Source organism: Aquirufa sp. Wall-65K1 (assembly GCF_054558475.1).
Map to the genome: position 1 here is coordinate 1 of NZ_JBPXKD010000028.1, position 255 is coordinate 255.

Genomic DNA, 255 nt, shown 5'->3' on the forward strand with positions numbered 1-255 from the left:
TAGGCGCAGCTCCTGTGAAAAGTGGTACTGGTTCCCAAACTCAATCTACCATTACTTACACTGCTGGTACAGCGAATAAATTAGTCGTTTCTTCTATCTCGCAACAAACAGCTGGTACAGGGTTTGCTGTTACAGTTACATTAACCGACGTAAACGGCAATGCGGTCAATGCCACCGCTGATGGAACAGTTACTCTTACTCGTAAGACAGGTACTGGTACTTTAGGTGGTACACTTACAGGTACCATTACTTCTG

1 protein-coding gene is annotated in these 255 nt (G+C 44.7%); it reads left to right on the plus strand.

The window, feature by feature from the left end; all coding sequences use genetic code 11:
* Positions 1-255: hypothetical protein (locus ACST15_RS12560; protein WP_459454998.1), on the plus strand; the 255-nt coding region annotated here is incomplete at both ends.